Origin of the sequence: Streptomyces sp. NBC_00009 (genome assembly GCF_045040855.1) — a bacterium.
In the GTDB taxonomy this organism is placed as follows: domain Bacteria; phylum Actinomycetota; class Actinomycetes; order Streptomycetales; family Streptomycetaceae; genus Streptomyces; species Streptomyces aureus.
Window position 1 is genome coordinate 910,365 of sequence record NZ_CP108312.1, and the last position, 18,682, is coordinate 929,046.

13 protein-coding genes and 2 pseudogenes are annotated in these 18,682 nt (G+C 65.8%); 7 read left to right on the forward strand and 8 right to left on the reverse strand.

Translation table 11 applies throughout. The annotated features are described in order from the left end of the window. Positions 1-45: 45 nt before the first annotated feature. The 4 genes from OHA58_RS04235 to OHA58_RS04250 form a co-directional block, all read right to left on the reverse strand. Positions 46-474, reverse strand: coding sequence for a hypothetical protein (locus OHA58_RS04235; protein ID WP_405476541.1), 429 nt, complete (start codon positions 472-474; stop codon positions 46-48). Between the two features lie 30 nt (positions 475-504). Continuing rightward, a complete protein-coding gene (gene mycP / locus OHA58_RS04240; protein ID WP_405476544.1) occupies positions 505-1,842 on the reverse strand; it encodes a type VII secretion-associated serine protease mycosin in 1,338 nt (445 codons plus the stop codon). Between the two features lie 1,797 nt (positions 1,843-3,639). Beyond that, positions 3,640-4,074 (reverse strand): hypothetical protein, encoded by a 435-nt coding sequence (locus OHA58_RS04245; RefSeq protein ID WP_405476547.1) that lies wholly within the window; start codon positions 4,072-4,074, stop codon positions 3,640-3,642. A 987-nt stretch (positions 4,075-5,061) separates the two neighbouring features. Continuing rightward, positions 5,062-5,355, reverse strand: a complete 294-nt coding sequence (locus OHA58_RS04250) for a hypothetical protein (protein WP_405485421.1) — start codon at positions 5,353-5,355, stop codon at positions 5,062-5,064. Here OHA58_RS04250 and OHA58_RS04255 point away from each other — a divergent pair. The 3 genes and pseudogenes from OHA58_RS04255 (at position 5,290) to OHA58_RS04265 (ending at position 9,997) form a co-directional block, all read left to right on the forward strand. Then, positions 5,290-6,164, forward strand: a pseudogene (locus OHA58_RS04255) (integrase core domain-containing protein). The gene OHA58_RS04250 and the pseudogene OHA58_RS04255 sit on opposite strands and share 66 nt — an antisense overlap. A 480-nt stretch (positions 6,165-6,644) precedes the next feature. Continuing rightward, positions 6,645-7,013, forward strand: a complete 369-nt coding sequence (locus OHA58_RS04260; protein WP_405476550.1) for a CU044_2847 family protein — start codon at positions 6,645-6,647, stop codon at positions 7,011-7,013. Beyond that, positions 7,010-9,997, forward strand: coding sequence for an ATP-binding protein (locus OHA58_RS04265; protein ID WP_405476553.1), 2,988 nt, complete (start codon positions 7,010-7,012; stop codon positions 9,995-9,997). Before OHA58_RS04260 ends, OHA58_RS04265 begins: the two co-directional genes overlap by 4 nt. Positions 9,998-10,003: 6 nt before the next feature. Here OHA58_RS04265 and OHA58_RS04270 read toward each other — a convergent pair whose 3' ends face one another. Together OHA58_RS04270 and OHA58_RS04275 are read right to left on the reverse strand one after the other, a co-directional pair. Then, positions 10,004-10,990, reverse strand: a complete 987-nt coding sequence (locus OHA58_RS04270; RefSeq protein WP_405476555.1) for a hypothetical protein — start codon at positions 10,988-10,990, stop codon at positions 10,004-10,006. A gap of 382 nt (positions 10,991-11,372) precedes the next feature. Continuing rightward, positions 11,373-11,604: pseudogene (locus OHA58_RS04275) on the reverse strand (ISL3 family transposase); the annotation flags it as partial. 125 nt (positions 11,605-11,729) lie between these two features. Between OHA58_RS04275 and OHA58_RS04280 the strand changes: the two are divergent. After that, positions 11,730-12,953, forward strand: a complete 1,224-nt coding sequence (locus OHA58_RS04280; RefSeq protein WP_405476558.1) for an N-6 DNA methylase — start codon at positions 11,730-11,732, stop codon at positions 12,951-12,953. Positions 12,954-13,132: 179 nt separating this feature from the next. Next, on the forward strand, positions 13,133-14,122 hold the full coding sequence (locus OHA58_RS04285; RefSeq protein ID WP_405476560.1) for a hypothetical protein: 990 nt from the start codon (positions 13,133-13,135) through the stop codon (positions 14,120-14,122). Between the two features lie 782 nt (positions 14,123-14,904). Here the strand turns inward: OHA58_RS04285 and OHA58_RS04290 are convergent. Together OHA58_RS04290 and OHA58_RS04295 are read right to left on the reverse strand one after the other, a co-directional pair. After that, positions 14,905-15,996, reverse strand: a complete 1,092-nt coding sequence (locus OHA58_RS04290) for an IS3 family transposase (protein ID WP_405476563.1) — start codon at positions 15,994-15,996, stop codon at positions 14,905-14,907. Next, positions 15,993-16,262, reverse strand: coding sequence for a hypothetical protein (locus tag OHA58_RS04295; protein WP_405476566.1), 270 nt, complete (start codon positions 16,260-16,262; stop codon positions 15,993-15,995). Before OHA58_RS04295 ends, OHA58_RS04290 begins: the two co-directional genes overlap by 4 nt. A 109-nt stretch (positions 16,263-16,371) precedes the next feature. On the opposite strand from OHA58_RS04295, the gene OHA58_RS04300 reads away from it, so the two are divergent. Both OHA58_RS04300 and OHA58_RS04305 read left to right on the forward strand, forming a co-directional pair. After that, on the forward strand, positions 16,372-17,472 hold the full coding sequence (locus OHA58_RS04300) for an integrase core domain-containing protein (RefSeq protein WP_405476568.1): 1,101 nt from the start codon (positions 16,372-16,374) through the stop codon (positions 17,470-17,472). Positions 17,473-17,900: 428 nt separating this feature from the next. Continuing rightward, positions 17,901-18,668, forward strand: a complete 768-nt coding sequence (locus OHA58_RS04305; RefSeq protein WP_405485423.1) for a hypothetical protein — start codon at positions 17,901-17,903, stop codon at positions 18,666-18,668. Positions 18,669-18,682: the final 14 nt, after the last annotated feature.

An 18,682-nucleotide genomic window follows, 5' to 3' on the forward strand; every position in this document is an offset into this window, starting at 1 on the left:
CCCCGTTGGATGATGCAGCGGCGTTGTCCGCCGGAACTGCTGGGATCAGAACGTGTCGAGAGAAGACGAGTAGCGCACCCCGGACCCGACCCCGGCATCCGTTCCGGTCAACGTGGTGTTGCTGCCGCGCAATGCCGTCTTCTCGGAGGACAGCCGGCTCATGAGGTGCTGCACCTGGTCCCCCCACGCCTTGTGGGCCTTGCTCATCGCGTTGGACGTGAGCCACCCATGCCCGTCCTTCGGCCCGAAGGCCTTCACGACGCCTTGCGTCTCTTCGTCGGCCGCATCGCCCGCCTGCTTGGTCTCGGGCTGGATGTGGTCCTCGATGGCCCGTGCGGCCGCCTTTTTCTGCGCCGGACTCGACGCGAGATCCGGCTGTCCGCCGCGGGCTGGTCCTTCACCGGCGGGAGTCTGGTTCAGCTGCATCCCGACCGCACTGTCCGGCGTGTGCTGTTCCCCGTTCGTGTCCGTCACGAATCCCGCCCCCACTCGATCCACGTCATGTCACGGCCTACCCGTGTGGTTGGTGTCCTGATACGGCCACGGCTGCCCCTGTCCCGGCTGCGGGCCTGGGTGAGGCGGCTGCGCCCATCCGTGCTGCGGCGTCGGCGGCACAGATGCGGTTAGGGCCGCGCGGCGCCTGTGGCTACGCACGGCGAGCGCCCCACCGCCCGCGCCCATCAGTACGAGCGCACTCACGCCCGCCAAGATCCACGGCAGGGCCCTCGACTCGTCACCGGAAGCCGCTGCGGGGGAAGCCGACGCGCCCGTGGACGGCTTGGCGCTGGCACCTCCCTGCGCCGCTGCTGAGCCTCCGGACTTATAGTCCGGCAGCGGGTACTCATCGGCCCGACCCGGGTTCCCGGGGTCGGTGAGAGCGATCCGGGGACGCACGGCGCCGTATCCGATGGAGTCGGTGCGCTCCTTGCCGCTGACAGGGCCGCTCGCGGTGTTCAGCAGGACCCGCAGGACCTGGTTGTTCGTCCAGTCCGGATGCTGCGACCAGATCAACGCCGCGGAGGCGGAAGCGAGCGCGGTGGCGTCACTCGTACCGTGAGAATCGCACAGCTCGCTGCCCCCCTTGCAGGCGGCAACCATGTCCGCACCGGGTGCGACCAGGTCGACCTGCGGGCCGTGCTGCGATTCCCTGGTCGCCTTGACGTTCTTGTCGATCGCACCAACACCGACCACTCCAGGTGTCCCTGCCGGGTACTCCACCCGATTCGTTCCGGCACCGGTGTTGCCCACGGACGCGAAGACCAGCTTGTTCTTCGACAGCGCGTAGGCGACTGCGTCGTCCAGCTTCTGTGCGTGGTCCTCACTTCCCAGCGAGATGTTGATGACCTGGGCATCGGAGTCCGCGGCGTACTGGATGGCCTTGGAGATATAGGTGGGGTAGTCGTCCGGGTTACCGTCCTTGCGGCTCTTCTCGATGAAGTCCGGTACCCGGATCGGCAGGATCTTGGCTCCGGGAGCCAGCCCATACGAGCCCTGCATGACGCCCTTCGCGCCAGTGGCCGCGATCAGGACGGCCATGCGGGTGCCGTGCCCGTCGTAGTCCGAGTGCTCGTCGCCAGGGTGCCGGGAGTAGTCCTTGCCGGGCAGTACCTGTCCACGCAGGTCGGCGAGATCGGGGTCGACGCCCGAGTCGATGACCGCCACTGTGACGCCCTTACCGGTGCTGGTCTTCCACATCTGCTCGGCGCGCATGGCATCCAGGTACCACTGCTGGTCCCGGACGGTCTCGGCGTGCGCGGGTGTCACGGCAACGCCCGCGAGCACGACGCCGGACAGGGCCGACGCCAGCCGGAGCCTGCGTACCTGCTTGGCACGGGAACCCATGGTCATCCTTCGTTGTCTCGCCGAGTCGTCGGTGGCAGGCCCGGCAGCCGCAGCGGAGGCTGTGGTAGCTCGGTCTGATCCGTCTCTGCTTCCTCACGCACATGCCGCTCGTCACGCAAGCGCTCCTCCGGGGCAGGCCGAGCGCCATCCTTACGTGCCGTCTGCGAGGAGCCTCCAGCGGGTCCACCACTCTGCACCTGGGCTGTACGGCTCTCCGTTCCGCGTACGGGACCTGCCGCCCTGGTCGTGGTCGGCGGATTCCGGCGCGTCTTCGAGGGCTGCGGCTGTCCACCGACGACACCATCGGCGTGCGCGGGCATCCGTGCACCGGCCACGCCGCTCTCACGTCCCGAGCCAGGCACGGCGCCGCGGCTGGGTGTTGCTCCGGCACGTGCCCCCGCGGGGGTACCACCGCGGACGCCTGGTGCTTGCTGAGTCGGGGAACCGCCGACCACCGTGCCTCGCGGAATCGCACCCGTCGCACGGCCTGTCTGCGGTGCAGCCGGACGACCACCTGCAATCCCGTTGGACGGACGCCCCGGGCTCGCACCACCTGGCCCTCGCACCGGCGACGCGGAGCCGCTCGGCGTCCCCGTCACCCCGGGAACTCCACGCCCCGGCGAAACCGCCCGCGACGCGCCGGGGGTACCAGGGGTACGTGGGACCGTCGGTGTGCCCAACGGTCCGCGGAGACCGTTGGCAGCAGAGACACGGCCGCCGCTCACTCCGCGCTGCGGAGCACCGGATCGGCCTGTGCCTCCGAACGCCGGCGGTGACGTACCCGGGACCGGGGGCCCGATGCCTGAGGTGCCGCCCGGCAACGCGGACGGCGGCGACGCGGAGGGTGTCGCAGTCGGAGCCGTGGGAGACGGGAGCGTGCCGACCCTGTCGAGGGCGGTGTTCGCCCCGCCCGGGGACAGATCCGGAACTGTTCTTGACGGAACGGCAGTTGTGGTTGTGTGGCGGTCTCCTGCGGCCAGTGCGGCACCACGCGCCGCTTCGCCAACTGCTGCAGCCCCTACTGCAGCAACGCCTACTCCGCTCGCCACAGCCGCCGTCCCAGTGCTCGATGCATCATCGGAAGACGTGCCCGGGCGGTGGGTGAGATCGTCGCGACTCTCCGGCACGAACTGTTTGGGAAGTTCCGGGAACTTCGGGACCTTCAGCGCATCGATCTGCTCCGTCGACGCCGTGTACGACTGTGCCAGCTTGATCATCAACTGGGCTGCTGCAGTACGGTCGTTGTCGTACTGCGACTTGGCCGACTTCACGGAGGACTCCGACGGACCGCCGTCGTGGTTGCCGACATCCGTCGCCTTGGCCGCGTGCGCGTCCAGGATCGAGCGTGCCGAGGCACTGGAGTTCTTCAGAATCTCCAGCTGCGGCTTGACCTCGTGCAGCGTGTCCGCCGCATGCGCCATCCACTTGCCGGCGGACTCGCTGTAGTCGCCCAGGCCCAGGGTCGCTAGCGCGGCCTGGTGGACCCATTTGCGGAACGCCTCGCCGCCCTCTCCGTCCCACTCAACCGCCGTGCTGTGCGTCTTGAGGTCGTCGCCGATGCTCTTGATCGTCTTTGCCGCCGCCGTCAGCAGCACGCCGAGATCCGCAGGCTTCGAGCCGTCCGCCGGCTCGACCATCGCCCACAGTTCCTCAGGGGTGTGCACGGCGAAGCGGTACTGCTTGACCATGCCCCACATGCGGGATCCCAGGCCGCCGCTCATGCTCCGCCCTCGTCTTTGCGTCCCTTGAACAGAGTGATCTCTGCTGCAGCAGTTACGGCATCAGTCGCCCGCCGCATCACAGTCCGCCCGCTTCCGTGTCCGTCGCCTGGGGGCTCGGCTCACCGCGCTCTTCGCCGCCCGAACCACCCTTGCCCAAAGCCTGCTTGGCATCCAGACCTCCGCCGACCAGGGCGTCGACATCAGTGCGGATGCGGTTCAGTCGTGCGCGTACGTCTTCGTCCAGGTTGTCGTAGCCGGTCTTCGACGCGTCCACGGTGACGACCAACGCCTCGATCTGGAGCGCCAGCATCTTGGACAGGTTCTCCAGCTGAGTGTGCACGTGCGTGTAGGAGGAGTGCAGGAGGTCCGCCTCGTCGAACGCCCCCAGTCGGCCCGCCCCGAGCGTTCCTCCGGCGATCTTCGAAGGCGCCGCGTGCGACTTCTCCAAGTCCCGCAGCAAGGTGTCGACGCGGCGTTTGAACGCCGTCAGCGTCTCTCCCTCGACCCGCATCGCCTGCGCCACAGACGCACCGCCGGCCCCCAGAACCGACGCAGCCAAACCCCCCGCCGCCGCGCCGATCCCGGCCACTGTCGACTGCGGCGCATCCCCCGTGCCCTCCGACACGATCTGTCCCTCCCCGTAAAGCCCGCCCCTCGGCATACGTCCAGTCCCGCCGAGGCTCTTCGTCATGTTCCCATCTGTAACAGATGCAACCTGAGCACGATATCCGGGCCCTACATCCCCTGCAGAGCCTCCACGGGTTCAGGCAGGCGCAGTGGCTGAAAGCGGCTGGCATCTCAAGCTTCAGGAAGTCCAGGAACCACTAACACGAGACAGCACTGCCCACGCGATTCCGCAGGCCAGCTGGGTGACAGAGGGCTACGAACGCCGCTCTGGGTAGGCACATCCCTCGCACTCACCGACACGGTCAGCGCTGGCGTCCGACGCCGTTTGGCGGCTTCTCACCATTCGTGGAACAACTCGTCGTTCCCACTGAACTTGCGATCCGTAACCGCTGGCTCCTCGCACTGGCTGGCCGCCATACGGGCATCAACACGACGAAACCGCGAAAGGCCTACGACCAGCTGGCTCGTCCGCATCTCTCACTGGGGTGCCAGCTTGCCGTCAGGTGTGGCCCAGGGGATCGATGCGAGCCCGTGCAACGCTGACAAGGCCCGGCAACCACCACAGATTGCCGGGCCTCCGTGCATTCGTCAGTCGGCGAGGTGGTGCGCTTCGCTGTAGGCGACGGTGGAGTCATACGGCTCCCCCACCGGCTTCAACATGTACCGGCGGAAGACCGCAACGGTGGCGCGGCGGGCGCCTCGGTTGCGAGCGTCAGTGTTGTCCCATGACCGGCCAAGGGCGCGTGTGACCGTGCTATTGCCGAAAACTCATCCGCGCAGGTGGGAGCTGCTGTGCCGGGTGTCGCGGATGTCGTCCGTGACTGCCCTCAGTGGGCCCCTCGCGTGACTGGTGATCGCCACGGCATGATGATCAACCGTGCTGCTGCGACTGGCTTACCTGGGCGTGACGAACGCGTTCGCGATGCTGCGCCTGCTGCCGATGAGCGACCAGGCCAAGGACCTCGAGATTCTTGCCCTCCGCCATCAGGTCACTGTGCTGGAGCGCCAACTTGGTAAAGAGAAGGTGCGGTTCACGCCGAGTGATCGGACGTTCCTCGCGGCGCTTCTGCACCGGCTGCCGTTGGACGTCCTGCGGAGAGTGCGGCTGCTGGTGCGCCCCGACACCGTGCTGCGCTGGCATCGCGACCTGGTCGCACGTCGCCATGCTGCCACCTCCCGGCCGAAGCGCCCGGGACGGCCTCGGACCGTACGCTCCGTCCGCGCCCTTGTGCCGCGTCTGGCGAAGGAGAATCCCAGCTGGGGATCGCCGCCTGCACGGCGAACCGCTTGTCCTGGGAGTGAAAGTGGCCCCATCCACCGTCTGGGAGATCCTCAAAGAGGCAGACATCGATCCGGCACCCGAACGGAGTTCCAGCACGTGGGCCGCCTTCCTTCGCTCCCAGGCCGACGCCCTGCTCGCGTGCGACTTCCTGGAAACGGTCACGCTGTCCGGGGCGCGGATGTACGTGTTCGCTGTTATCGAGCACACCAACCGCCGTATCCGGATCCTGGGCGCGACCGCGCACCCCGACCGCCTCATGGGTGGCGCAAGCCGCGAAGAATCTCGCCATGGACCTCGAGGACGCCGGCTACCGGGCCCGGTTCCTGATCCGGGACCGCGACGGAAAGTTCCCCGACCTGTTCGGCACAGTCCTCAAGGACGCAGGCATCGAGGTCGTCCTCAGCGGAATCCGGACGCCGAGGATGAAATCGATCGCGGAACGCTGAGTGCAGGCCTGCCGACGCGAGCTGCTGGACCGCACCTTGATCTGGAACCAGCGCCACCTGCTCCACGCCCTGCGCGAGTTCGAACGTTTCTACAACGGTCATCGGCCACACCAGGGCATCGCGAACGCAGCACCGCTACGCCCTCTGCCTGCACCCATCGCCGAAACTGAGCAGATCGACCGCCTCGACAGACGAAGACGCGGACGGCTCGGCGGCATCCTGCACGAGCACCAACATGCGGCGTGACCAGCGTGGACGGGGTTTCCAGCAAGCGCAAGACCAAAGCCGCGGTCCGCGCAGCCCAGGCCCATCCGAGGCCGGGCAGGCGCAGGCCAACGCCACCTACCGGGCCGCGCTTGACTTCGTACGCGAGCCTACGGCTGGGCATGCGGTCCTTGGCGTCCCCCATGACCCGATCCCTGTCGGCACCTCCGTTGGACTCAGCGGAGCAGCCGGCGAGACGCAACGCTCCCACTGCGGCGTTCACCACGATCTTCTTGCGCACTGCAGCCAACCCCAAGCTGACGCCGTCCAACTCGTGCACGGCGAGCTCATCCCACCCCCACTCTTCGATGTCCTTCACCGAACAGTGCCGAGACTGAAGACGCCAAAGATCGTCAGGGGCCGACGAGCTGCCATCTCAACTTGGTTCTTGTGTCGCGCAGTTGCTGCACCGCAGGATGGCACTTCACTGTACGCTGTCGAACGGCCCAGGCGAGGGATTGCATGACTGAGCTGCTGCGGATACCGATCGGGGACGACGAGGAGGGCACACTCGTTGTCGAGCTCAGATCCAACCCGCGTGACATCCAACAGGTATCGCGCGCCGGGGACCGGGTCACTCAAGCGACGCAGACGCTGCAAGAGTCCCTAAAACCGATCACCCAAGCAGCCGCCATGGCTCTGCGCACCCTTCAGACGGTCAACCCAACTGCGGTTGAGGTGGAGTTCGGGGTACGAATCCACGCGAAGACCGGCGCGGTGATCACCGAGGCCGGGGCTGAAGGCCATCTCAAGGTGACGATCACCTGGGACCGGACGGCCGCAGAGCTCCAAACACCCCAGTTGTCGTCGGGAGGCCAGGGCCTCGAATGAGTGATCTCGCATCATGGTCGGTGCGGATATCCGATAGAGACGGCGCCATCTGCGGTGCCGGCTTACACCTCGGTGGCGGACTGATCCTCACCTGTGCCCATGTAGTGCGGGACGCGACGCAGGCGGCCGAGATCACACCCCGCCCTACCGAGCCCGTCTTCGTCAACTTCCCCGGCCTCTCAGCAGAATGGCTTATAGCTGTGGTGGAGCCGGACGGCTGGTGGCCTTACGACGATGCCCTACGCGGAGATGCCGCTGTACTCCGGCTCTCCGTTCCCCTCCCACAGGGGGCAACTGCCGCGCCGTTGACCTACGAGTGCCCAGCGGGAGCCGCCGTACTGACATTCGGCTACCCCTTGGAACGAGACTTCGGGGTACACGCCCGGGCGGAGATCACGGGTGAGACCCTCTCCCAGGGCTGGTACCAGCTGGACGACAGCCGCCTGAGAGGGGAACAGATTCGGCCTGGCTTCAGTGGAGCGGCCGTAGTCCTTGAGGACCGCGACCAGGTAGCAGGCATGGTCACGCTCGCCACCGTCGACACCGGCAACGTGTCGCCCCGGGTCTCCTGGATGCTGCCCATCCGACTGTTAGCCGAGCACCTACGCCCGGTTGCCAGAGCCCTGGAAACCGGGCCGGTTCCCAGTCAGCACTCGTCTGAGCCGACAGCCGCCGATCTGGGAACATCATGCCCGCTTCCCTCCGACATCCGCGACTTCACCGGCCGCGAGAGCGAGATGGCAGACATCAGTGAAGAGATCGAGGGGGCAGACGGCTTCCCCATAGTCCAGGCTGTCTACGGCATGGGGGGCATTGGCAAGACCACACTGGCCGTCCGCCTCGCCCACCGGTACAAGGCTCGCTACCCGGATGGTCAGTACTTCATCGACTTACAGGCGCACACCGTCGGCGTCGATCCACTCACCCCGGAGCAGACTCTCCGTACACTGCTGCGCGCCACACTCGGCCATCCGTCGAAGGAAGGAAGCACACTCCCTGAGCTCTCCTCCGTTTGGCAAGACGTTGTGAGATTGGGACGGATAATCGTCGTATTGGACAACGCCGAGTCATTCGACCAGATCCAGCGGTTGTTGCCGCGGGCAGGGCAAGTTCTCATACTGGTCACGAGCCGTCGATGGCTGGAGGAGCTGGGCGCAGATGGCAGCGTGCCGAGACAGCTGACGGTATTCGACGAGGATGCCTCCGTCGAGCTGTTCACCCGGGTCGTCGGACGGCGTCGATCCGATACTGAACCAGAGGCGGTCGAGGAGCTCGTTCGCTTGTGCGGTCACCTGCCGCTTGCGATCCGGCTGAAGGCTGCCTACGCCAAGGGGCGGCCTACATGGAGTCTCGTTGACATACGGGACGAGATGGCCGAAGAGGAACGTACGGAGACGGAAAGAGGCCGGCGACAGGCCACCCCGGCGGACGGTCGCCTCGGACAGCTCCGATTAGGTACTGCGCATCCGGTCCGTACCGCGTTCCTCACGTCGTTCCGTCGACTGCCCGAACCACACCAGAGGCTCTTCCGGCTCCTGGGCTTGCACCCACCGGAAGCTATGGATCGTCGAGCTGTTGAGGCTCTGGCTGAGGACGGACAGACAGCACGAGCAGGACTGCACGTTTTGACCCGAGAGAGTCTGGTGAATGAGCACGGCCGCTCCCGAATCGGCATGCACGATCTACTCAGGGAATACGCCCGCGGGGAACTCGTCGCCATTGAGTCATGGGAGTCACGGCGGCAGGCCTCCGGTCGGCTGATCGACTACTACCTAGCGGTGGCACTGTCCGCCCGCCAAGTGCAGTTACCTGCCCGGCCCGTATCGGATACGGCCGAGCTGTTGCATCCGCAGTTGCCCGACGTGTCCAGTCTGGCCCCGTCGCTGCAGTGGTTCGAGCTCGAACATCAGAATTTGCTTGGCTGCATCGACCTTGCTGCTCAGTACGGGCACACCTCGTACGTCTGGCGCCTCCCCCGAGCCATGGGTATGTATCTTTCTCTTTCGTCCAATTCGAAAGACGCCATCCCCCGCTACGAACGGGGGATCGAAGCCGCTAAGGCATCGGATCAACGCGCCGTGGCAGATCTGCGAGGTCTTCTCGGTGACGCACTGCGCGCCGAGGGGAAGCAAGACAGGTCTCTCGCCGAGTTCCGTGCAGCCCGCTCGCTCTACATCGGGCTGGGTGACACCGTCTCCGCAGCCGACATGCTGACTCGAGGGAGTGCCCCGCAACGCACCATCGAAGGTCCTGAGCAGTCAGTCGCCAGTTGCTTGCAAGCCATCGAGGAATACACATCGGCCGGGGATAGCTTCGGCTCTGCCGAGGCGGAGTACCTTCTAGCCATGGCGGCCCGCCTGGATGGCGACCAGGCACGAGCACTTGGCCACCTGCGCCGGGCCCTTGACCTGTATCAGGACTCCGCCTTCACTGCCGGTGAAGCCCGCTGCCTGAATCTTATGGGAGTGATCCAGCGTCTTGGCGGTGACTACACCACAGCGATCGGGACTCTTGAGGAAGCTGTACATCTATATCGCAAGGCGCATGACAACCGGGGTATCGCCCACGCCGTCAACAACCTCGCGTCCGCCATGGCCTTAGCAGGGAATCTTGAGCAAGCCATCGGCATCCACAGTGAGGCCTTGGAGCGCTTCCAGAAGTACAGTCCCTACGGCTACCCCGACGCACTGCTCGTGGCGGGCGATCTGCGGAGCAGGCAAGGCGATCACGCTGCGGCGGAGCTGAAACTCCAGGAGGCAGTGCGGTTGTACCGCCCGATGCGTGCAAGCTTCGGCGAGGCTCGCGCCCACCTACTGCTCGCGGCTACCCTTCGCCAGCAGGGACGGTACGCTGCGGGCGCCAGCGAGGCTGTGGAAGCCCTGAACTTCTACAGGAACGCAGGCAACGAGACGGGCGCGGCTGCCGCACAGCGCGAACTGGAGACCTGTCAGGCGGGACTGGAAGACGCGAGCGGCAACGACTGAAAGGCTTTACAACGAGGCGATCAGCTGCCGCATGGCGCGGACGGCAGAGCGCACCTCGAGTAGATACTTGGTGGCGCTGAAGTTCGCGGCTGGAGCACCTGGGACGGCCGCCGGCTCATTGCCCACTGTGTCCACCTCCACTCCAAACGGCAGCGCCAGCATCCGGACAGCAGCTGCGTGCTGGGCGGGCACATAGATCGGCGTGGTGACCATCAGCAGTCGCTGACCGGGCTGCAGCTCGGCGAGTCGCCTGGCGAAGAAGTCGTAGGAGTCTGGAGTGTTGGCCCTGCGGACACCTGGCTCTGAGGATGGAGCGGCGACCACATGGACCGCTACGCCTCGGTCGGTACGGTAGTGCCTCACCCCCCAGGTACCGCCGGGTAGATCAGACACTTCCCCTTCCACACGCTCCGGCTCTGAAAGGCCAAACGCCCGGCGAGTGCCGAAGTCCATGGCCTCGTACTCTTCATCGAGCTCCGGGGCGCCTGCCTCAGCGGCTAGCTGAAACTCGTCGCCGACAAAAGGCCGGTGTCCTCCGAGCGCTGTGATCGCACCTGCCTCGATCTGCCCGGTACTGATCAGATGCGCCGCATAGGCGGGCCGGACCAAGCATGCCCGGATCAGGCCGCCGAGGACCAGCACGTGGTCGTAACGGCGGAAGCGGAGCCGGGCGCCGCCACGCAGACTCAGGGCGGTAGCAGCTGCGAGGACGAGTTCCTGCTGCTCGGCGGTCAGCGGCAACTCCGCGGCCTGGTTGCGCTCCAGTCCCTGGCGGGTGTCCCAGCGATCGGTGAAAGTGTCGAGTGCGGCCAGGCGGTCGCTCGGCTCCCCCTTGGCGGCAGCTAGCGCTTCCAGCAGGTTCCGATCATCTGATGTCCTGGCGAACGCTTCGACGAGGGCGTGTACGGGCGCCGAGGCCAGCCACGTGTCCACATCATCAGCCGGGCTAGCGCCAGTTCCAACAAGGGGAACCTGCTCGAACTGCACGCTCATCGACTACCCGCCCCAACCGTGTTGGTGTCCGCTATGACACGCCCAGTGTCCCACGGGAAACTTCGACAAGGCGACAACTGAGGTAGACCTGCAGCATAGGCGCATCGTCCATCACGCCCCTGCTTCCTATAGCAACCCTCAACAAAAGCGTGGTGCCAGGTAACTGCATCACACACATGTCAAACTCCAGCCCCACCAAGCCGCTTGGCCGAGAGGCCAAGCAGCGCCTCGCCGTCATACGCCACGTCGAAGAGGTCAGCGGCGCGGCAGAACTACCGCTTCGGCTTCGAGAAGATCGCGATGTACCTCAAGCGGTACCACGACATCGCTATCAGCAAGTCCGGCGTCTGGCGCATCCTCGAGGAGCCGGCTGGCGTGGCGCGGGGCGGTTGCCCTCGGCGCGGCCTTGGTTGAGGTAGCGGACCAGCAAGTTGGCGCTGCCTGTGTAGCCCAACTCTATCGACTTCCCGAAGTAGTTGTGCGGTGGGGACTGCGGGGTCTGTTGCGCGGCGGGCGCGTAGGTGGTCGCGGTAGGGATCGACGAGGGTCGGCCGGTAGACGGGGGTAACGCGAAGAGCCTGGGGTGAGTGACGGCGGCTTCGGGTTGCAGTGGTCAAGTGGGTGCGATACTTTGCGCGGCTGGCTTGATCGGGAGAGGGGGTAGACGATGTCGGACAGGAACGTGGGGGCGACTGACGTACGGTCCATGCTTCGAGGCGCGGGCTATACGCTTTTACAGGTGCAGCCGCGCCTTGAGAAGCTGCCGAGCTTTCGGCCGGATGTGCTGGCCTGGGCCGCCAACTCCGATGGGGACTTGGTGCCGTGGGCAGTTGTCGAACTCAAGACGGGGCAGCTGAAGCAGCCCGAGCTCGTTCTCCCTAGCCTTGCCCGTAGCCGCGACATCATGGGCACTGTCGACCACTACGCCGTCATCAACGGTAGGTGGTTCAAGGCCGACCGCGGTGTCCGGTCCCTGGAGCCTGTCGATGGTCCGACGCCTCCCGAGTATGGTGCGCAAGGCCTGCTTACCGATGACGAACTCGCGACTTCCCTGCTGGTACAACGCCTTTGGTTCGAGGCCAGTCGTCTTCGCGATTCCGGGGTGCGTGTCGGCGATGCCTTCCCAGCCGGGGCAGCCCTGGCCGAGACTGAGCAGTCCTACATCGAGTTGCCGGACGGCGGGCTGCTTCCCGTGCGACCGAATGTGCTGTGGCGTGCCAAGCGTGCGGCACTGATCGAGTTTGCCTCCCGCGGCAGTTCTGAATCCAGTTCCCACCCGGCGATCACTTCCGCGGTCGCTGCGCTGGTCGAACAGCGTGTGGCGGGGACCGTCCTGGACCCGTTCTGCGGGACCGGCTCGTTCCTGTGGGCCGTCCTCGACCGTACCGCCCGTCTGGAAATCCCGGCCCGGTTCGTCGGCTACGAGATCAACCCGCGACTCGCCAGCCTCGCTGCCGGTATCGGTCACGGCGCCCCGCTGCCCGTGACGATCGACGAGGCCGATGCCTTTGGCACGGAATTCGTGAGGGCCGACGTCATCATCACAGCGCCGCCTCTTCGTGTCCGCTCGCGTGATCACGAGACGCTGTTGGACGGATCGAGGACCAGCGACGGTGACGTCGTAGCAGTCGACAAGAGCCTGCGGGCGTTGAAGGCGGGCGGGCGTGCCGTGTTCCATGTAGCTAGCTGGTTCACCTCGTCGGATCGCTTTGCGTCATATCGGACTTTTCTGGCCAATGAGTTTCACGTAGCGGCCTTGATCGGTCTGCCTAGGGGAGCCATGGCCGGCACGGGAGCCACTTCCGTACTCATGACGATTGACAAGAAGGATCCGGCGCAGACGTTCGTTGCGCAGCTCGGGGAGGACTGGGAGAACCAACTGGAGCCGGAGGGCGCGGCTCTGAACGCAGCACTTGAGTTCATCAATCCTGCAGCAACTCGACGTGGCCTGGGGCAACCGTGAGTACGTCCCTGGTCGTTGACCTGCGCAAGGTCGGTCCCGGATGGGACCCCGTCAGGTTGGCTTCTTCCGCATTCCAATGGCCGATACAAGCACCACTGGCTTCCCTTCGTGAGCTTGCTTCGACACTGCCGCCGGGCACCGTGACAAGGGCTGGTTCGCCCGTCATCACACCCGTCAATGTGGCTGCGTCAACCGGCTCCGTCAGGCGGCGGAGCACCAAGTATCAGGGGAGCGTCTTCGTCGTCGGCCTGCGCGGGCTGCGAAGTGGTGACGTCCTGGTGCCGTCCTCGGCATCCGGCTCGGCACTCCTTATCGACGACCGGCTGAACGGGGCACTGTTCTCTTCGCGGTTCACGGCCTTGCGCCCCCTCGCCGTGACCGATTCCCTGTGGATTTGGGCCGTACTCAACAGCCAGAGCGGGCGTGCTCGGCGGGCGCTCCTGGCGGCAGGGTCGCCCACGGGAGCCGTCAAGACATCGGACCTGCTCGACATAACTCTGCCAATGCCGCCTCTGGCGCACACACAGCGCTTGCACCAGGACCTCGCCCAGATCGAGGAGCGAACCCATCGGGCGGAGGCGCCTGCGGAGTCGACATGGTGGACCACGGCGGATCTGCGCGTCCGGAATGACTGGGCGATCACGCTTGCGACGCCCAACCCCCGCCTCCTGGACAACGGAGAGCCCCTCAGCTCCTTCATCCGGGAGCTGGCGCGGTCTCGATCGACCCGAAATGCCGAAAGCCTTGAGGAGCTGCCGGGAACCCTGCCAGTGGTGGACGTTAGTACCCTGGCCGGAAAGCCGCCCCGCCGATGGGTCGAGCCAAAGACAACCGGGGCCACCGTCATCGCTCCCGGAGATCTCCTCATCGCGGGCTTGGGCGAATATTCCTATGCCACTGTCGCGCAGCGCCCGGGCGTAGCAGATCCGCATGTCTTCGTCCTGCGCCTACTCGATCAGTCGCAGGGGCCCGCCCTGGCGCACTACCTCAACGGGCGCGAAGGTCAGGCGATCAGGCGGATCCTCCTGCGTGGGTCGACCGTGCAGTCTGTGAAGCGCGCGGACATCGAACGCTTCCCGATCCCGCGAGAAGCCCTCGACTATGACGGCGACGCTGAGCCGGACGTGCCGCTGGCCGAACAGCTGGAGCAGGTCCTATGGACGAGCTGAGGTGCGAGCTTTCACCGCTGGTCTACACCGAGCTGTACCGGCTGCTCGCCGCCGATGAGGCACGCCGCGACGTTCTGGAAGAGCGCCTCGCCGAGATCGGCTACGACCACGTGTGGCTCGGCACTGCAGCCGATGCGTACAACGAGTACTGGGAGGCATGGCTGAAGTTGGCCGGCGCCGACAGCGTTAGCAGCCTCGCGCCGCCCAGCGACGAACATGCTCTGCTGGCCACCTGGATCCTGGCCGGGCTGCGCACCACAGGAGACGATCGAGAGCTGGGCTCCGCGCTGGCAACGAACGTACTGCGGCGCGCGATCGCCGAAGTGCCGGGTCTCACCGCACCGCTGCCCCCAGTCCTGAGCCCAGTGATCGTTGGATGGACGCTTGCCAGCATCATCGGCTCGCCCCCCTACGACTGGCCTATCGCTCCAGCAGCGCTGCCAGACGACGTGAACCTCAGATTGGCCTTCATCGGGCTCACGCATCATGTCCTAGTGCTGGAGGGTATGGCTGAGCCGTGGCCCGAGATGATGCAGACCTCCACGTACTGGCGCGGCTACGGGATAGCCGAGGCGCTCAAGCCGGCCACGGGGGAAGGCAGCCCGGCCATACAGGAGTTGCTCAAGGAGTCACGTCCTCTGCTCCCGCAGTACCTCAGCACCCAGCTCAACAGGCATTTCAGCGGGTTCGGCCAGCGCCGTAACGCGCTGTCGCACGTCACGGACGATTCACGTCGGGAGCGGTTCGTGGACGTTGTGGCCATCACCCGCGGCTGGGAGGATCTACGCATGACGGTGCTGGGTCTGACGCAGTTCGTCTGCCAGGAGGTTTCCCGGTCCCTCTACGACGCGGAGGAACTGCTGGCATCCCTGCGTAACGACCCGTGGGTGTATCTCGAACGGGAAATTTCGACGGAGTGGCTGACATAGACCCGAATACGCCTCCACCTGAAGCTTCCCCGTGATCTTGGACACTCGATTCTTACGCCACGAGGGCGTGTTCTTGTTCGAGGCGCTGTCGGGTCTCCAACGGGGTGAGGTAGCCCCAGCGTGGATGGCGGCGTAGGCGCTGTCGGTTGTAGAAGGTCTCGACGAAAGCGAAGATGTCCGCGCGGGCGCTGGAGCGGTCGGGCCAGCGGCGGGTTCCGATCTCCTCCTTCGCAGTGCGAAGAACGACTCGGCGGCGGCGTTGTCGAAGCACGAGCCAGTGCGGCCCATGCTCTGCCGCAGTCCCAACCGGCTTATTTCACAGCGGAGTTCGTCCAAGGTGTATTCACTGCCGCGGTCCGAGTGCGCAATGCATCCGGGCTGGAGCAGGCCGCGTCCGGCGGCCATCTTCAGCGCGTCCACGACCAGGGATGCGCGGTGGTGGTCGGCCATCGAGTAGCCGACGATCTCGCGGGTCGCGAGGTCGAGCCAGGTCGCCAGATACAGCCACCCCTCATCGGTAGGTATGTAAGTGATGTCGCCGACCAGCTTCAACCCCGGCGCACTCGCGGTGAAGTCGCGGCCGATCAGGTCCGGGGCCGGCACCGCCCTTTTGGCCGGGCGGGTCAGCCCCTTTCGCCTGCGCCGCGTGACACCGCTGATGCCGCGTTCACGCATGACGCGCTCGATCCGTTTGCGGTTGACCCGGTGCCCGAGACGGCGCAGCCCGGCGTGGATGCGCGGCACCCCATAGGCTGCCCTGGAGGCGACGTGCAGCACAGTGATCTCGTGGGCCAGGGCGTCATCAGCGGCCTTCCTCGCCGAGCGAGCTCTCTCGCCGGCCAGCCACGCATAGAAGGAGGAGCGGGCCACCTTCAGCAGCCGGCACAACAGAGCAACGTTGTGGGTGGTCTTCTCCGCCTCGATGAACGCGTACACCTCGCTCATCGATCGCTCTCCTTCGCGAAGAAGACCGCCGCTTTTCGCAGCACTTCGATCGTCTCTGCCTGCTCGGCGGCCAGCCTCCGCAGCCGGCGCAGCTCTTCGCGCTCGGCCGTCGTCAGCTCTCCCGGCGCCCCCTGCCCGCGGTCGATCGTGTCCTTGCCCTTGCCGATAACCTCATCCGCCCTGGTGCTAGCTGTGCCACGACGCGTGGGATGTCGGCTGCGTCGCCCGGCCCGGCGCTCTGGCAGGACCGAAGACCACTGCGCCATGATGATCGGCTGTGCTGCTACGACTGGCGTTGTGGGTGCCGAATATTACGTCGGTGCAGTTCAGCCCCGCTATCGCGCCGACGACAGCGGTCGGCAATGATCACTGCTCATGCTCGCACGCCTGGCCTGCATTGCCGTCACTCACGCCTTCACCGCCCTGCGACTGATCCCGATGAACGACCACGACAAGGACATCGAGATCCTCGCGTTGCGTCACCAGCTCGCCGTCCTGCAACGTCGGCTCGGCAACCAGCGCCCCGGTTTTCAGGCGGCCGACCGCGCCTTCCTAGCCACTCTCCTCGCCCCGCTGCCACGAGCCGCCCTGCGCCGGCTGCGGCTCATCGTCTCCCCGGACACTGTCCTGCGCTGGCACCGCGACTTCATGAATAACCGTCACGTCCGCCTCAGCCGCAACCCGCGTGCCGGCCGCCCCCGCACAGTCACTTCCGTCCGCCGCCTCATACTCCGCCTCGCCGAGGAAAACCCCACCTGGGGCTACCGGCCCATCCACGGCGAACTCACGCTCCTCGGCATCAAGCTGGCGCCCTCCACCGTCTGGGAAATCCTCAAGGCCGAAGGCGTCGATCCCGCGACCCAACGCTCGAACGTCACCTGGGCCACCTTCCTGCACTCCCAGGCCGAGGCCATCCTCGCGATGGACTTCATCGAGACCGTCACCCTCAGCGGGCAGCGTCAGTACATCCTCGCCGCCATCCACCACGCCCGCCGAGGTGTCCGTGTGCTCGGCACCACCGCGCATCCCACCCATGCCTGGGTCACCCAGGCAATCAAGAACCTGGTCATGGACCTCGAAGATGCCGGACGGCTCGCCGCCATCAAGTTCGTGATCCGCGACCGCGACGCGAAATACCCCGCTGCCATCGCCGAGATCCTCGGTCAGGCCGGGATCCGTACCGTGCTCACCGCCGTCCGCACGCCGCGCATGAACTCAATCATGGAACGCTGGGTTCGCAGCCTGCGCCGTGAACTCCTCGATCGCGCCCTGCTATGGAACGAAGCCCACCTCCGGCGAGCGCTCCGCGAGTACGAGCAGCACTACAACCATCACCGCACCCACCGCACACTGCAGGCTGCCGCGCCTCTCCACGCCGTCCCCGAACCGCTCGAACCAGTACAGATCGAGCGTCTTGGCATACGCCGACGCGACCGTCTCGGCGGTGTGCTCCACGAGTACCAACACGCTTCCTGACCTGCAAGGGCGTAATTATCGGCACGCACAGGTTGCCGCGAGAAGAGCCAACCGTACCGAAGGTGGCCACGCTCTCGCGCCACAGAGCTACAAAAGACCTTGCTAAGGGCACCACCTTGATCGCTGGTCGTGCCTGTGGCTCGTAAAGTCATCGCTGCCGGTGGGGTAGTGGGCAACGCCAAAGCCGGTGGTCGAGATACTGCGAGGGAGCTGGGTCCGCCCCAGGATCGTGACGGGCGGGCGCGGGCGCGCCGATGTACTGGCCAAGGGCCGAAGCCGGGCGGGGGCCCGAATAATTGGCTACGCACTTTCCCGAAATTGACGACAGCACTATGCTGCGCGGCGGAGGTTGTTCAGACTCTGGGAGGCTGACGCGAATGCCCGCACCATGTACCGGATGGATACGTGAACTCCGTGGGCACATAGTCATGTTCACCGGAAAAACCCTGGTGGATGGCGAATGGGTGTTCCGCAAGGACTGCCGCTCAAGATCCGAATCATTAGGAGCCATCTGCCAGGACAGCTTCTCCAGGAAGGTAACGCTCGTCGTCCACGGCGAGTTGGCAGGCAACGTCAAGGACGCAGACCACGGGTTGAGTCAAAAGCTATTGAAAGTAATCGAGTCACGCAGACTCGGACAGCACATACACGTAGTCGATGCCGCCGGCTTCTCCGATCTTCTGTTCGGAGCACCTGCTCGATGCCGACACCTGAAGATGCGAGGTAGCCAGGTGGCGGTGTTGCCCGAGGTCGGCGACGGAGTCCTCGGGGGACCGTTCGACCGACTCAACCTGCGCAACCGCAGGGTCAGTCGGCTTGAGGCCCATGTCTTCGGGCGCGGAACGCCTCGACATCAGAGGCTTCTGGCACGTCTGATCGATCAGACGGCTGAGCGCACTTCCCTCGAAGTTCGATCCCCCGGCCGGCGTGGTCCAGAGTTCGACCTCGGCTGGGTCGACGGACACACCGCCTATGGGGCCTGGGTAGCGAGCCCCGAACCCCAACCCGGTGAAGGCTCGAACCAACTCAGAGAGGCGGCTCGGCATATCGCCCGGTCGGTTGGATCCATCCCGTCACAGACTCGATTTCAGCCCCTCATGGTGCTGGAGAATGATACGGACATGGGCCCCGGTCTCCGTCAGGTGGCCGAATCGACCGGCATCCGCATGAGCAGAATTCAGGATCTCCCTGGCTGAGATCACCTGGGCCC

Bases quoted from the DNA above. Each gene is read 5' to 3' on its own strand.
- mycP (WP_405476544.1), bottom strand. From the start codon at position 1,842: ATGGGTTCCCGTGCCAAGCAGGTACGCAGGCTCCGGCTGGCGTCGGCC.
- OHA58_RS04245 (WP_405476547.1), bottom strand. From the start codon at position 4,074: ATGCGGGTCGAGGGAGAGACGCTGACGGCGTTCAAACGCCGCGTCGAC.
- OHA58_RS04250 (WP_405485421.1), bottom strand. From the start codon at position 5,355: ATGGCGACGTGCGACCAGGTCGCGATGCCAGCGCAGCACGGTGTCGGG.
- OHA58_RS04260 (WP_405476550.1), top strand. From the start codon at position 6,645: ATGACTGAGCTGCTGCGGATACCGATCGGGGACGACGAGGAGGGCACA.
- OHA58_RS04265 (WP_405476553.1), top strand. From the start codon at position 7,010: ATGAGTGATCTCGCATCATGGTCGGTGCGGATATCCGATAGAGACGGC.
- OHA58_RS04270 (WP_405476555.1), bottom strand. From the start codon at position 10,990: ATGAGCGTGCAGTTCGAGCAGGTTCCCCTTGTTGGAACTGGCGCTAGC.
- OHA58_RS04290 (WP_405476563.1), bottom strand. From the start codon at position 15,996: ATGAGCGAGGTGTACGCGTTCATCGAGGCGGAGAAGACCACCCACAAC.
- OHA58_RS04295 (WP_405476566.1), bottom strand. From the start codon at position 16,262: ATGGCGCAGTGGTCTTCGGTCCTGCCAGAGCGCCGGGCCGGGCGACGC.
- OHA58_RS04300 (WP_405476568.1), top strand. From the start codon at position 16,372: ATGCTCGCACGCCTGGCCTGCATTGCCGTCACTCACGCCTTCACCGCC.
- OHA58_RS04305 (WP_405485423.1), top strand. From the start codon at position 17,901: ATGTTCACCGGAAAAACCCTGGTGGATGGCGAATGGGTGTTCCGCAAG.